Source organism: Bergeyella cardium (assembly GCF_003614945.1).
Classification (GTDB): domain Bacteria; phylum Bacteroidota; class Bacteroidia; order Flavobacteriales; family Weeksellaceae; genus Bergeyella_A; species Bergeyella_A cardium.
The window spans coordinates 336,176-349,887 of the sequence record NZ_QYCZ01000001.1; the positions used below are offsets into that span (position 1 = coordinate 336,176).

Consider the following 13,712-nt stretch of genomic DNA (forward strand, 5'->3'; position numbering starts at 1 on the left):
GAACGAACCTCCCGTGCTACGAGTGCTATTGGCTAAAAGCCAGAAGCTAATAGCTATATTAGTGCCTACTGCCAAAAACTCTATATTTGTCACGGAAAAATAAAACTATGCTAAGAGGAAAGAAAATACTGATGATAGTTACGGGAGGTATTGCGGCGTATAAGATACCTTTTGCGGTGAGGGATTTTATTAGAAAAGGGGCAGAGGTTAAGGTAGTGCTTACGCCATCGGCGGAGGCTTTTGTTACAAAACTCACGCTCTCTACGCTTTCTAAAAACGAGGTGGTATCGGATTTTTATAATGCCAATGGAAGTTGGAATAACCATATAGAACTCGCCAAGTGGGCAGATGCTTTGCTCATAGCACCGTGTACCGCAAATACGCTGGCGAAGATGGTTTCTGGTACGTGTGATAATCTGGCTTTGGCGGTGTATATGTCGGCACATTGCCCTGTGTTTATCGCTCCAGCGATGGATTTGGATATGTATGCTCACCCTTCCACAAAGGCGAATATAGAAAAGGCAGAGGGCTTTGGGCATAGGATAATCCCCGCTCAGTATGGCGAGCTGGCAAGTGGCTTGGTGGGTATGGGCAGAATGGCAGAGCCAGAAACCCTTGTGAGTACTGTGGAGGAGTTTTTCATTCATCAGAATGGGGAGCAGGCGTTTTTAAATAAGAAAATTCTCATCACGGCAGGTCCTACTTATGAGGCAATAGACCCTGTGCGCTTCATTGGGAATCATTCCTCTGGTAAGATGGGCTATGCCTTAGCCGAAGAAGCGGCGAGGAGAGGAGCCGAGGTTATCCTCATCTCTGGGGTAAGTGCAGAGAAAGTAAGCTACCCAAGCATTCAACTCATAAAAATCACTTCCGCAAAGGAGATGTATGATGAGGTTTTTAAGTATTATGATAAGGTAGATATCGCCATAGCCAGTGCTGCAGTGGCAGATTATACGCCTAAGGAGGTCTCACCAGAGAAGATTAAGAAAAATGATGACCGCCTTAGTATAGAATTGATAAAAACCCCCGATATTCTCAAAACAATGGGGGAGAAGAAAGAGCAACAGTTCCTCGTAGGCTTTGCCCTTGAAACCCATAACGAGGAGGAGCACGCTAAAGCCAAGCTCCAAAAGAAGAATTTGGATATGATCGTTCTCAATTCTTTAAAAGATAAGGGAGCAGGCTTTAAAGGGGATACCAATAAAATCCAAATCCTAACGCCTAATGAGAAGAAATCCTTTGACCTTAAAACAAAACAAGAGGTAGCGAGAGATATTTTGGATTTTATACAGCTCAAAATCCAATAAACTATCAAAAGCAGCGTTTGAGAATCTATAAAAAGCAAGAAAATTTATCCTAATGAAAAAAATCATCTTTCTATTTGTATTATTTGTGAGCTTCCCTTTGATGAATGCACAGGAGCTCTTGGCAGAGGTCAGCATCAACCATCAGCAAGTGCAGGGGAGTAATGTGCAACTCTATAAAACGCTTGAAAAAAGCCTTAGAGACTTCATTAATAATACAAGCTGGACGGGGAAGCGCCTCCAAAATTTTGAGAAAGTTAAGTGCAATTTTGCGATTATCATCAACTCAAAAGAGGGGAATAATTTCAAGGCATCTCTCGTGGTTCAAGCCTCTCGCCCAGTCTATAATTCTACCTATAATACACCCCTTCTCAATATTAATGACAAAGATTTCCCCTTTGAATACACCGAAAATGAAAACCTCATCTTCAACGAGAGACAGTTTTCTGGTAAGAACCTCATCGATGTCATCAGCTTCTATGTCTATGTAATTCTCGGCTATGATGGCGATAGTTTCAAGATGAATGGCGGGCAGCAATGGTTTGAAAAGGCGATGAAAATCTCCCAGAACTCCCAAAATCAAAGGTTCGGCGGTTGGTCTGTAACCGAAGGACTAAAAACCCGTGCTCAGCTTATCGATAACCTCTTAAAGCAGGAGAATAACACCCTGAGAAGTGTCTGGTACAACTATCATCGCTTGGGCTTAGACAACCTTTGGAGAGACAATAAGAACCAAGCAAAGAAAAGCCTGTTTGATACCCTCCTAAGGCTTAAGGCTTATGATAATAACTTCGGAATGAACTATCCTTTTGCGATATTTATGCAGGCAAAAGCAGATGAGATTTACGAAATATTCGCTATCGGAACCAATACCAATATCAATATTAACGAGCTTAAAACAATGATGCAGAACTTCGAGCCTGCGAAATCTCAGAAGTGGAGCAAATGGAAGTAAAAACAATTGAGAAATTTGTAAAATCAACATTTAACCGATATTTTTGTGGAGCTTTAAGCCTTAATGCTTAGAGCTTTTTTACTATGCTAAAGAGAATCTTCATACAAAACTATGCGCTTATCGATACGCTGGATATAGACCTCAAAAAAGGGCTGCAAGTCATCACAGGGGAGACGGGCGCTGGTAAGTCCATCATTCTCGGAGCCCTTCGCCTGATAATGGGCGAGCGTGCAGATGCAAAATCTATCCAGAATACCGAGAGCAAAAGCATTATAGAAGCAGAATTTGATGTATCCGAAAACCTGAAAACCTTCTTTGAGGAGAATGATTTGGACTATGAGCCCATCACTATCATCCGTCGCGAGATTCTCCCCAGCGGTAAGTCCCGCGCTTTTGTAAATGATGTGCCCACTACCCTCGATGTCCTTCGGGAGCTCTCTGCACAGCTTATAGACATCCATTCCCAGTTTGAAACCTCTCGCCTTTTTAGTGAAGATTATCAGTTTAAAATCCTCGATGGGCTCAGCGAGAATAAAGAATTAATTACAACTTATCAAAAGGATTATCATTCATTCCGAGCATTGAAAAAGCAGCTTGCTGAGCTTGAAAACCAGTTGAACGAGGGGAATAAAGACTCCGACTATAAGCAGTATCTGCTAAACGAGTTAGAAGAAGCACAGCTCGATGACTTAGACCTCGATGCCGTACAGCAAGAGCTATCCTCCCAAGAGAATGTAGAGCATATTTCCGAGAATCTCGCTCATATTTTTAGGCTGACCGACCAAGAAAGTATCGGGCTTTTAGACTCATTTACCGAGATGAGGTCTAAACTCTCCAAAGTTGCCGACCTCTCCCACCAGTTCACTGAGCTAAACGATAGGTTAGAGAGCCTATTCGTAGAGTTTAAGGATATCGTTTTTGAGCTACAATCCAAAGCAGAAGACTTGGAGATGAACCCCGAGCGCCTCCAAGAGCTCAAAGACAAAGTCAATAAAACCAACACCCTCCTGCTGAAACACAAGGTAGGAAGCGTCTCCGAATTAATAGAAATCCGAGACCAGTTGGCAACCGAGCAAACCAGCTTTTCAGATATAGAAGAGCGAATAGCCTATCTAAAGCAGGAGATTACCGATAAAGAAACCCAGTTGAGAATCCTCGCCGAGAAACTCTCCAAAAACCGAAACCTGTCGGCACCCGAATTTTCAGAAAAAATAGAAACCCTCCTCCGAAGGCTCGGTCTCGAAAAAGCAAAAATTGAGGTTCAGCTCACCCCAAATGAGGACTTCTCCGCATTCGGTTTAGATGGCATCGCTATAATGTTTCAGGCCAATATAGGCTTCCCTCTCAAGCCTATACAGTCGGCAATTTCTGGCGGTGAGCGTTCCCGAGTAATGCTCGCCATCAAGAAAATAATGGCAGAGAATGCCGAGCTGCCTACCCTTATCTTAGACGAAATCGATACTGGCGTCTCTGGGAAAGTAGCCGAAGAAATCGGTTTGCTGATGAAAGAAATGTCTGCCGACTTACAGCTCATCGTCATCACCCACCTCGCGCAGGTTGCATCAAAGGGGAGCGACAATTACAAGGTCATAAAACACGACATCGACGGCAAGACAAAGTCCAGCATCATCCCCCTTTCTCCAGACGAAAAGCTCCAAGAAATCGCCCAGCTTCTCTCCGGCTCTACCATCACCGATGCCGCTATAGAGCAGGCTCGCGCCCTGATTCTCGGCACTTAGCCGTAGCACGGCAGTGGGCTGTCAGGAGTAAAAATGAACCTGTCGGAAAGGAAAATCAACCTTAGGTCAAGTAAAATAAAAAAAAGTGCCTGCCACGCTGTGGCTGTTCCTTATGCTAGTGGGCTATGGTGTACACTGTAGTCCAAAGTAGAAATAGCGGGGGGAGAGGTTATAGGTATTATAGGAAATCAGTTGGTTAGTGATGGAGTTGGTATAGAGTTTCTGGCTGTTGAGGAGGTTATTTACTCCTATTTTAAGGGAGAAAAGGGGGAGTTTTTTCTCAAGGGCAAGGGAGATTTGCGGGGTATAGAGGTAGAATTTATCAAGGTGGCGAGCGTAGAGGCTAAGGCTTGGGCTCAGGTAGGTAGTAGGGGTTATTTTAAGCTCAGAGGAGGTCGTCAGCCTAAGGTTATAATCGGTTTTATTAGAGAGGATAAAGCTATGATTGGCTTCAATCTTAATATTTTGCTCAAGCAATCGGGTATTGATTAAGGAAACCAAATTAAGGCTGTTTTGACTAATGTATCTCAGGTTTTCATTTAGGATTATCGGAAAGTTCCAGTGCCGAAAAATAAGGATATGCATTTGCGAGAATTTCGGTTTAGAGCTTATGTAATTTCCCGATATATTCATCCGATGAGAGGGCGAATCAGCGATGATGATGCTTTGCACAGGTGCAGAAGCACCCATTGAGGTTTTGATGATGGCAGACTGTGGCAGATATTCATAATCTGCGGAGAGCTGCCACTTGTTTTTTGAGAGGCTAAGGCTGTTCGAATAAGAGAAAAAGGTACTCGTAGAAGCATCGTCTCCCTTTATAAATCTTTTCGAGTCAGAGGTGTCAAGTACTGGGAGCAGGTAGTCTTGCTCCTTGAAATTAATCTTATAGTTTGATGATAAACTAAGGCTCAAATCATCGGAAAAGCGGTAAGAAATCTTTGCTTTTGGGAAGATATTCCTGCTCCATTGTTGTGCTCTTGAGGCGTTGAATTTATTGCGTATGCCTACGGCATCCGCCCCGATGATGAGGTCTAATTTCCTCTTTTTATACCAGAGAAAAGCCTCCCAGCTGGCTATGCTGTGCTGTATTTCATACTGGCTGAGCACAGTTTTGTATTCATCTTCCCTGCTGATGGATGTATGCCGTATATCTATATTGAGCTGGGTTTCTATTCGGAGGTTTTTCAGGTTTTTGTAGAGGTTGTAGAAGAGGTAAATATTGTTGTTTTGTGCCGTTTGCTCTCTGTGGGTGCTTTGGGTAGTGGTAGAGCCTCCCGTACTAAACTGGTTGGTATAGTCTGCCACTGAATTTTCTCTCTCGCTTACGAAATCTATCCCCATTCTGAATATTTTGCTTTTCCAGAGAATTTTTGAGGAGAGGCTGTTGGTATTTTGGGAGCTGTTTTCTGTGTGCAGGCTTTTGTAGGCATTAGAATTCGCATTATTTATATACTCATTTTGGATGTTTTGAGTATTCCTGAGTGTCGTTTCATTTCGTTTGATGTCTAAAAGGACGGTAAGGCTGTTATCTAAATTTGAATAATTAAATTTCTGGGAGATAAGGTAGAGGGTGTTAATATCATTCCCCTCCTTGCGGGTATTTTCGTGTATTGTATTTTCGTTGGCGCGCTGCCATCCTCGGTATTCCTGCTGGGTAAAGAGGTCTTTATGCTCATTAATTCCGAATACGGTGTACTGGGCTTTGGTTTTCTTAATATTAAAACTAAAACCCGATTGCAGAAGTTTGGTATCCCCGATATGAGGATGGGAGAGCCTTAAATCGCCTGCATTAGCGTAGGAATAATGCAAGTTGGAGAGCAGATTTCCACTGCTGAAAAACTGTTCATTAAAGAAATTCCGATAAGCGATACTCTCTGGAAGAATGCTCTTGCTAAGGTTGTTTGCATTAATAAAAGAATTGAAGAGCATACTTTTACGAACCCTGTTAACCGAGCCTCTTACCAAGTATCTGTCATTTGCATTGCCCAGCATCTCTGTATTCAGATGGGTTTTCTGAGATTTTTTTGTATTCAGCCCAATGTTGAGTATGCTTGTTTCGTCTTTATTATTTGGATTGGTGATTTGCAGGTCTTTCACCCACTCGGCAGGGATTTGTTCGGAGGTTATTTTAGAATTTCCAGAGTACATTTCCTTACCGTCTATAAAGATTTTATTCAGCGACTTACCATTGTAGTACAGCTTGCCTTGGTTCCAGATTAGCCCAGGTATTTTATCCATCAGCCCTTTCAGGTTATCGCCTTTTTTATGGTGAGTGTATCTATTTCTATGCGTAAGGTGTCTGTTTTTTTCTTAGAGCTGATAACCACCTCGGGAATGATTTTTATTTCCTGCCCAAATAAGAAAAAAGAGATGAAAATAAACAAAAAACCGAATAAAATTTTCTTCATAAAGAGGGAATATTAGGCATCCACAATAGATGATGCCAAATGTATAGATAATTTTATATTTGTAATCATAGAAAATAAAAAATGAGAAAAGTATTTTTAATGACTCTCTTAGGAGGATTTTCGCTCGTGTTTTCTCAGAAAGTAGAAAGCATTCTAAATTTGGAGAAATCTTTTAGTTCGGTGGTATCAGGCGGTGATAATGCAGCATTTTCAGGGATGCTCAGTGAGAAAGTTAGGCAAAGGGTCTATGTTTCTTCAACAAACCATAGCGGTGTTTCCAGCTACGAAATCAAACGAATTGTAGATGAAACCCCCGTCTTTGGAGAAATCATTAAAACCGATACCGATGATAAATTCAGCGGAGGGGGCAACCCAAAACTAATGGAGATTTATGAGAAATCCCTCAATAAAAAGTGTGAATTGTTTAACGATAATAAAAACTGTGAGGGCTTCAGCCGATATTCGGGGTATATCCCCTTTATGAATGATAAAAGCCTTTACTTTGTTGATAAGGAAGATATCGAGAAAGGTAAATATACCCTGAAAAGAGGAGGCATTACCTACGAAACCGAAATCATTAGCATAGATAAAACCAAGCCTCGCGAGTGGAAGGTCTATTTCTATGTAAATAAAATCATCCCTGAAGAAAAAAGAACCAAAGTTCAAAAGCTCCCTATTCCTGTAAAAGAGATTATCAAAAAGGAATACATCATCTCTCAGGTGTTCAGAGGCTATTACACCTTAAACCCAGAGAACAGCTTTATCTCTTATATGAAGTACGACTACAGCGTTCGCAATAGGGTCCAGACGAATGATGAGCCCGCCACCGAAAGCGATAGCGTCAGTACCATCGAGCTCAAAAACAAACTAAAATAGAAGAACACCCTCTCTACGAAAACAAAGCCTCCCTCCAATCAATTGGAGGGAGGTTCATTTTATCTTTCAGAAGAATGAGGATTAGTCTTTAAAATGCCCCATTGCAATGAATTTCTCTTGTCTTTGAGTGATGATTTCCTCTTCTGAGAATTTCTTAAATGCTGAGATATTTTGCAGGATAGATTTTTTGAGATTCTCGCAGGCTTGTTTAGGGTCGTAGTGTGCGCCACCAAGGGGTTCTTCTATAATACCGTCTATGATTTTATTTTTTAGCATATCCTTGGGGGTAAGTTTCAGGGCATTGGCAGCGTCTTCCTTATGCTCCCAGTTTCTCCAAAGGATGGATGAGCAGCTCTCAGGTGAGATTACGGAGTACCACGAATACTGCATCATATATACTTTATTGCCTACGCCTATGCCGAGGGCTCCGCCGCTGGCACCTTCACCGATAACATAGCAGAATACAGGCACCTTGAGCAATGCCATTTCGTAGATATTCTTTGCAATGGCTTCTCCTTGCCCTCTTTCTTCTGCCTCCAAGCCTGGGTAGGCACCTGGGGTATCCATAAAGGTGATGATCGGGATGTTAAACTTCTCGGCGAGCTTCATCAGTCGGAGGGCTTTTCGGTAGCCTTCGGGGTTGGGCATTCCGAAGCGTCTCTTTTGTCGCTCTTTGGTGGTTCTTCCTTTTTGTGTGCCTATAAACATTACCCTTTGTCCTTTTATGGTTGCTAATCCGCCCACCATTGCTGGGTCGTCGGCAAAGTTTCTATCGCCGTGTAGCTCTACAAAGCTATCGGGGTCTGCTATACCACTGATGTAGTCTAAGGCATAAGGTCTATCGGGATGTCTGGAGAGCTGTACAATCTGCCACGGACTAAGGTTTCCGTAGATTTCTTTCTTTTTTTCCAGAATCTTATCTTCTATTTGGCTACAGGCGAGTTTCATATCGATGCCTGCATCTTCGCCTACTATGGAGCAGGTTCCCAATTGGTCTACCAGCTCTTTAATGGGTTGTTCAAATTCTAAGTATTCCATTAGATTTAAAATTGCGGACAAATATACTTAAATAAATATTAAAAGGAATAGAGAGAGGTTTAAGGTCTAAAAGAAAGTAAAGCAAATAATTGTAAAGATAAATAGAATTTTTTCTGTGATTTTTTAGAAGATTTATATTTTGAACCAAAAATAATTGAAGAGAATTTAAAACAAATTACCTTTGTACTCTAAAATTTGAATGCTATGATAAGAAACTTATGCTTAGCTTTTGCACTTCTTTCGGGACTTTCAAAAGCACAGGATGTTATCTTCTCTGAGCGTTTTGACACCGATGATCCCAATCATTACAATGACTGGGTTATCTTGGATGACGACAGAGATGGAGAAACTTGGAAACTAAGTCTGGGGAGCGACTTTGCAGAGTCAGCAGGTTGGGATAATACCAACAGCTTTATGATGGTTGCTACTTCCTATATTTCTCGACCTATCCCTGGTCCTTTGGATGCCGATGATGTTCTCATCTCCCCAGAAATTACCATTCCCGCAACTGGAAAAACCGAGCTCTCCTATAAAATAGGGGTAGTTTTAGATGAGAGAAATGGCTTTAAGTTGAATGATATAGACTACTGGCTCTTTATCCTTGCTGATGGTCAGAAGTATTTCCCTACACTTACTCCGACCGACCATACCAACTTCTCAAGTGCAAATTCTGCACAAGAACGAAAGTTTGATATCAGTGCCTATAAGGGTAAGAAGATTAGGCTCTGCTTCAGGCACAGGGCTTTTGCTCAGTTTCAGCTTTTGCTCGATAATATTAAAATTACCCATCAGCCAGACCTCAGCGTAAGTGATACACCAAACAAGGAAGAAATTATCTATTCAGTATATCCTAATCCAGCTTACGATGTTCTCCATTTGCAAGGCTTTGGCAGCTCATCATCCTACATTATTTACGATGCGTCTGGTAAAGCCGTAAATAAAGGTAATGGTGAAGAAGACATCAATCTAAGAGCATTGCCAGCAGGAGCATACATCATTAAAGTGAAAAATAATGAGGTAGAAAAAACATTTAAATTCATTAAGAAATAAGGAAATGAAAAAGATATTTATACTAATAACCGCTGCTTTGGGAGCTTTTGGATATTCCCAGAATTACTGGCAAAAGATTTCTACTAAGGCAGGTAAGAATAATGAAGTAGAGCAGTTCTATAAACTCAACCTCCATCAGCTGAGAAAAGATTTGAATACTCAGCTCTCCGCTAAAAATGCAGAGATGATTATAGAAATCCCAAATGTAGAAGGCAAGCTCGAAAAATTTAAAGTAAGAAGTTTCCCTGTGGTAGATGAAGCTATGGCTGCTAAATATCAGTTGGGATCGTACCAGGGTGTGTCTTTGGAGAACTCTCGCCGTACCATAAGGTTTAGTGTTTCTCCCTACGATTTTCAGTCTATGCTTTCCAGTGATGAAGGCTATTCCTTCATAGACCCTGAGCGAAAGCAGAAAGATGTCTATCGCGTTCACCCAAAATCTTTAAAAGCTAAAGGTCGTGCTTTTGAATGTACTACTTCTGAACCCAAATCTGATATACAAGGCTTAGACCACCTCTATAAAAATGCGGAGGCTTATAAAAAGAATACCTTATTTAATATAAGCTCTTCCGACAGGAAGTACAGAACCATTAGAATGGCTATCTCTGTAACGGGAGAATATACACAGGTCTTTGGCAGTGTAGAGAAAGCATTGGCGCAAATTAATGCCACACTTACAAGGGTAAATCAAGTTTATGAGAGAGACCTTGCACTGCATCTTAATCTGGTAAATGCTCCAGAACTTATCTATACCGACCCAAATACTGACCCATACTCTGATGCTGACCTCGGTGTAGCAGGTGAGTGGAATGTAGAGCTCCAAAGAAATCTAACCAAAGTTTTAGGTAATGATGCTTATGACCTTGGGCATCTCTTCGGGGCGTCTGGTGGTGGCGGTAATGCTGGCTGTATCGGTTGTGTGTGCATAGACCCAGAGCCAGATCCTTTTGGGGATTCTATGGATACTCAGAAAGGTTCGGCTTTTACCTCCCCAAGTATAGATGATGAACCTTTTGGAGACGCCTTTGATATAGACTATGTAGCTCACGAAATAGGGCATCAGTTAGGGGCTAATCACACCTTTTCTCACGATATAGAGCGCTCAGGTGTGCAGGTAGAGCCTGGTTCTGGTTCTACTATTATGGGCTATGCGGGTATTACCGAAGCCAATGTACAGCAGAGTACAGACCCTTATTTCAATTATGTGAGTTTGAATCAGATTCGAGGGGTATTGTCAAAAGCTACTTGTGCACAGAAGACAAGTATTCAGAATACCTTGCCCGTCATCTCTCCTCTTAAGTCTTATACTATCCCTAAGAAAACTCCTTTTGTACTTAGTGCTCAGGTTACCGATAAAGAGAACGACCCGCTTACTTATACTTGGGAACAGCAAAATTCAGCTGAGACAAAGCTTGTTAAAATCTCGGGAGACAGGAAAGATGGTGCAAACTTCCGCTCATTAAAGCCAGGTACAGAGCCTATAAGGTATTTTCCTAAACTGGAAAATGTAATTGCAGGTAAGCTCATTAGCGAGGATGATTGGGAGGCGGTATCCAATATCGTAAAAGAAATGAAGTTCGTACTTACTGTGAGGGATAATCATCCTACTCTCAACCAGCAGCAGGTAGCTTCAGCAGAGCAGAATATCAGTGTAGGCAAAGATGGACCTTTTGCTGTAACCTCTGGTATATTGCATTATGGAGTTTCCAAACCTATCCTTTGGGATACCGCCAATACCCAAAATACACCGTATAGTGTAGCCAATGTAAAGATAGATTATACACAGGATGAAGGTAAAAACTGGACGATTCTCTCAGAATCTACTCCGAATGACGGCTCTCAGGAATTCATCCTCCCCGCTTCATTGGCAGGTAAAAAAATCCAGTTGAGAATCTCAGCTATAGATAATGTTTTCTATACCGTGAGCAAGCCCCTCCTTGTAACGAAGCTGGAGGGATGTAGCAGTCAAGCACCCGATCATTTCACAGTAGAGAACGAAAGGAGAAAGGCATTGCTTTCGTGGGAAGGAGCAGAAAACGCTACTTATTCCATCAGATATAAAAAGAAAACCGATACCGAATGGAAATCCTTCACCTCAGAGAGCCCAAGCGCGGAAATCTCAGTAGGAGTTCATCATTTAGACTTTGGGGTAGATTATGAAGTGCAGGTAGCCAATATTTGTAGTGGAACAGTTGGGAATTATACCCAGTCGCAGACTCTTCATTTTCCAGCATTGGAGTATTGCGGTCTTAAAGCCAACAGCTCTGAGTTCGAGTATATTTCAAGGGTAAAAGTTACCGATGCTGGGGGCAAACTCATCCTCGATAATAAATCTGCAGGTGATGGCTATAAGGACTATGTAACCGACTCCTCAAAGGTCATCACCTTAAAACAAGGTTCCAAAGGCAATAAGCTCAGCATTACAGTTGTTTATCCATCAGATGAGGACTTCTATGAAACCCTAAGCGTATGGATAGACTTTAATGGCGATGCTAAAATGTCTGAAGCTGAAAGAGTAGTGAAGCACTTCATTCCAGACCCATCTAATGGTAATAAAGGTAGCATAGTCGCTCACTTTAATATAGATGTGCCGGATGATGCAATAATAGATACTCAAGAGTACTACAGAATGAGGATTGCCCTTAAAGTAGGTCCGAGTATCAACTCTGCTCCTGCAAGCTCTTGCAACGGAAGACTCACAGGCTCGCGAGTAGTGGTAGATAACTACGGCTATGGTGAAGTAGAAGACTACCGAATAAAGATTATTAAATAACTTCAAAAGCTCTCAAGAAATTGAAAGCTTTTTTAAGCAGTAGGCTTTAGGTAGTAAGTTAGTACACACCTTGCAGATGGCTTACTTATAAAAATGGTTACAGGTCGCCCCGCAGGGGCGACCTGTAACCTGTAGCTCATATAGCCATTAGCTATTTGAGGCTGCCGACCATATCTTCGGGTTTTACCCATTCATCAAACTGCTCGGCGGTGAGAAGCCCAAGGTTGATGGCTTCTTCTTTTAGTGTAGTGCCGTTTTTGTGAGCTGTTTTTGCAATTTTAGCTGCATTCTCGTAACCGATGTGCGTATTGAGGGCGGTAACGAGCATTAGAGACTTATCGAGGAGTTCTTTTATTCTCGTATGGTTAGGCTCTATGCCTACGGCACAGTGGTCGTTAAAGGAGTGCATAGCATCGGCAAGGAGCTGTGCAGATTGCAGGAAGTTAAATGCCATCACAGGTTTAAAGACATTGAGCTCATAATTCCCTTGAGTTCCTGCAAAGGAAATCGTAGTATCATTGCCCAGCACCTGAGCGCAAACCATAGTGAGCGCCTCGTTTTGGGTAGGGTTTACTTTCCCTGGCATAATGGAAGAGCCTGGCTCATTCTCTGGAATAAAGATTTCCCCGATACCAGAGCGCGGCCCAGAAGCGAGGAGGCGGATGTCTTGAGCGATTTTATAAAGCGAAACTGCGAGCTGTTTTAGTGCGCCGTGGGTTTCCACAATACCGTCGTGCGCAGCAAGGGCTTCGAATTTATTAGGTGCAGTTACGAATGGGTGCCCACTGAATTTAGCGATATAATCTGCCACTTTTGTATCATAACCTTTGGGAGTATTGAGCCCCGTACCTACTGCCGTACCTCCGAGTGCCAGTTCTTTTAAGTGTTCTAATGTATTGATGATGGCTTTTCTCGCGTAATCCAACTGAGCTACATAGCCAGAAAACTCTTGCCCTAAGGTAAGTGGGGTAGCGTCCATCAGGTGGGTTCTTCCGATTTTTACTACATTCTGAAAGGCTTTAGCTTTCTCATCAAGGGTATTTCTTAGCTTTTCCAATGCAGGAAGAGTGGTTTCTACCACTTTTTTATATGCCGCTATGTGCATTGCGGTAGGGTAGGTATCGTTGGAGGACTGAGATTTATTCACATCATCATTCGGGTGGATGAAGGATTTCTCGCCCAATTTCCCACCATTATTTACGAGAGCTCTGTTGGATATCACCTCGTTGAGGTTCATATTAGACTGCGTACCAGAACCCGTTTGCCAGATAACGAGAGGGAATTGGTCATTGAGTTTCCCTGCTAAAATTTCATCGCATACGGTAGCTATGGCATCTCTCTTTTCGGTTGGGAGTACGCCCAGTTCATTGTTGGCAAAAGCAGCTGCCTTTTTCAAAATGGCAAATGCCTCAATGATTTCCTTAGGCATAGATCCTTCTTCACCGATTTTAAAATTATTTCGGGAGCGTTCTGTTTGTGCTCCCCAAAATTTGTCTGCTGGGACTTTTACTTCGCCCATTGTGTCGTGCTCTATTCTGTAATCCATTTTATAATGATTTTGAAAATTTA

General features: G+C 42.1%; 10 protein-coding genes. 6 read left to right on the top strand and 4 right to left on the bottom strand.

Features of this window, described 5'->3' with window-relative positions:
• Positions 1-107: 107 nt before the first annotated feature.
• The 3 genes from coaBC (at position 108) to recN (ending at position 3,998) form a co-directional block, all read left to right on the top strand.
• The gene (gene coaBC / locus D8991_RS01620; protein ID WP_120488456.1) at positions 108-1,307 is read left to right on the top strand and encodes a bifunctional phosphopantothenoylcysteine decarboxylase/phosphopantothenate--cysteine ligase CoaBC; all 1,200 of its coding nucleotides are present in this window, start codon (positions 108-110) and stop codon (positions 1,305-1,307) included.
• A 52-nt stretch (positions 1,308-1,359) separates the two neighbouring features.
• Positions 1,360-2,259 carry a type IX secretion system protein PorD gene (porD, locus tag D8991_RS01625; protein WP_120488457.1) on the top strand — a complete coding sequence of 300 codons (900 nt, stop codon included), beginning with the start codon at positions 1,360-1,362 and terminating at the stop codon, positions 2,257-2,259.
• A gap of 83 nt (positions 2,260-2,342) precedes the next feature.
• Positions 2,343-3,998 (top strand): DNA repair protein RecN, encoded by a 1,656-nt coding sequence (gene recN / locus D8991_RS01630; RefSeq protein ID WP_120488458.1) that lies wholly within the window; start codon positions 2,343-2,345, stop codon positions 3,996-3,998.
• Positions 3,999-4,121: 123 nt separating this feature from the next.
• Here the strand turns inward: recN and D8991_RS01635 are convergent, their stop codons facing one another.
• Together D8991_RS01635 and D8991_RS08885 are read right to left on the bottom strand one after the other, a co-directional pair.
• Entirely contained in the window at positions 4,122-6,236 is a 2,115-nt protein-coding gene (locus D8991_RS01635; RefSeq protein WP_120488459.1) for a hypothetical protein, read from the bottom strand.
• Between the two features lie 8 nt (positions 6,237-6,244).
• Positions 6,245-6,406: a hypothetical protein gene (locus tag D8991_RS08885; protein ID WP_162926720.1), complete on the bottom strand. Its 162-nt coding sequence runs from the start codon at positions 6,404-6,406 to the stop codon at positions 6,245-6,247.
• Between the two features lie 81 nt (positions 6,407-6,487).
• On the opposite strand from D8991_RS08885, the gene D8991_RS01640 reads away from it, so the two are divergent.
• Positions 6,488-7,282 carry a hypothetical protein gene (locus tag D8991_RS01640; RefSeq protein ID WP_120488460.1) on the top strand — a complete coding sequence of 265 codons (795 nt, stop codon included), beginning with the start codon at positions 6,488-6,490 and terminating at the stop codon, positions 7,280-7,282.
• A gap of 81 nt (positions 7,283-7,363) precedes the next feature.
• Here the strand turns inward: D8991_RS01640 and D8991_RS01645 are convergent, their stop codons facing one another.
• A complete protein-coding gene (locus D8991_RS01645) occupies positions 7,364-8,320 on the bottom strand; it encodes an acetyl-CoA carboxylase carboxyltransferase subunit alpha (RefSeq protein WP_120488461.1) in 957 nt (318 codons plus the stop codon).
• Between the two features lie 204 nt (positions 8,321-8,524).
• Here D8991_RS01645 and D8991_RS01650 point away from each other — a divergent pair, with 204 nt between their 5' ends.
• Together D8991_RS01650 and D8991_RS01655 are read left to right on the top strand one after the other, a co-directional pair.
• On the top strand, positions 8,525-9,370 hold the full coding sequence (locus D8991_RS01650; RefSeq protein WP_120488462.1) for a T9SS-dependent choice-of-anchor J family protein: 846 nt from the start codon (positions 8,525-8,527) through the stop codon (positions 9,368-9,370).
• 4 nt (positions 9,371-9,374) lie between these two features.
• Positions 9,375-12,143: a reprolysin-like metallopeptidase gene (locus D8991_RS01655; RefSeq protein WP_120488463.1), complete on the top strand. Its 2,769-nt coding sequence runs from the start codon at positions 9,375-9,377 to the stop codon at positions 12,141-12,143.
• Positions 12,144-12,294: 151 nt separating this feature from the next.
• Here D8991_RS01655 and fumC read toward each other — a convergent pair whose 3' ends face one another.
• Positions 12,295-13,689, bottom strand: a complete 1,395-nt coding sequence (gene fumC / locus D8991_RS01660) for a class II fumarate hydratase (RefSeq protein WP_120488464.1) — start codon at positions 13,687-13,689, stop codon at positions 12,295-12,297.
• Between the last annotated feature and the right edge of the window lie 23 nt (positions 13,690-13,712).

Coding starts and splice junctions, on each gene's coding strand:
- coaBC (WP_120488456.1), top strand. CDS start 108: ATGCTAAGAGGAAAGAAAATACTGATGATAGTTACGGGAGGTATTGCG.
- porD (WP_120488457.1), top strand. CDS start 1,360: ATGAAAAAAATCATCTTTCTATTTGTATTATTTGTGAGCTTCCCTTTG.
- recN (WP_120488458.1), top strand. CDS start 2,343: ATGCTAAAGAGAATCTTCATACAAAACTATGCGCTTATCGATACGCTG.
- D8991_RS01635 (WP_120488459.1), bottom strand. CDS start 6,236: ATGGATAAAATACCTGGGCTAATCTGGAACCAAGGCAAGCTGTACTAC.
- D8991_RS08885 (WP_162926720.1), bottom strand. CDS start 6,406: ATGAAGAAAATTTTATTCGGTTTTTTGTTTATTTTCATCTCTTTTTTC.
- D8991_RS01640 (WP_120488460.1), top strand. CDS start 6,488: ATGAGAAAAGTATTTTTAATGACTCTCTTAGGAGGATTTTCGCTCGTG.
- D8991_RS01645 (WP_120488461.1), bottom strand. CDS start 8,320: ATGGAATACTTAGAATTTGAACAACCCATTAAAGAGCTGGTAGACCAA.
- D8991_RS01650 (WP_120488462.1), top strand. CDS start 8,525: ATGATAAGAAACTTATGCTTAGCTTTTGCACTTCTTTCGGGACTTTCA.
- D8991_RS01655 (WP_120488463.1), top strand. CDS start 9,375: ATGAAAAAGATATTTATACTAATAACCGCTGCTTTGGGAGCTTTTGGA.
- fumC (WP_120488464.1), bottom strand. CDS start 13,689: ATGGATTACAGAATAGAGCACGACACAATGGGCGAAGTAAAAGTCCCA.